Raw genomic sequence first — 450 nt, 5'->3', positions numbered from 1 at the left:
GATAGAAATCGCGCCATGGCTTTAGAAACTATGGTGCTGACTAAAAACTCAAAAACCCGAGAATTAGCTGAAACGATTGCTAAAGATTTATCAAGCAATCGCTGGATGAGTACACAAACCACGGCTTACAGTTTGTTAGCCATGGCGAAACTGGTAAATGCCAATGGCGGAAAAGCGTTACACCTAAACTATACCATTAATGGAAAAACGGAAAGTATTACTACTAAAAATGCCATTGCCCAACGTGACCTCAACATTGCTGATGGTGTGAATCGTTTAGTATTGAAAAATACCAAAGACAATGTGGTTTATGTCCGTTTTTTAAACTCAGGGAAATTACCATTAGGTAAAGAGTTGGCAGAACAACGCGGATTAAGTGTGTCGGTGCAATACAAAGACTTACAAGGAAATACTATTGATATCTCTAAATTGATGCAAGGTCAGGATTTT

1 protein-coding gene is annotated in these 450 nt (G+C 38.4%); it reads left to right on the top strand.

All coding sequences use genetic code 11. The annotated features are described in order from the left end of the window. Nucleotides 1–15: 15 nt before the first annotated feature. A partial coding sequence (locus H4O21_RS28140; RefSeq protein ID WP_220495858.1) for an alpha-2-macroglobulin family protein occupies nt 16–450 on the top strand: 435 nt, incomplete at its 3' end.

The organism is Oceanospirillum sediminis (assembly GCF_014164585.1).
Classification (GTDB): Bacteria; Pseudomonadota; Gammaproteobacteria; order Pseudomonadales; family Halomonadaceae; genus Oceanospirillum; species Oceanospirillum sediminis.
This window is presented reverse-complemented; position numbering and strand designations above follow the sequence as displayed.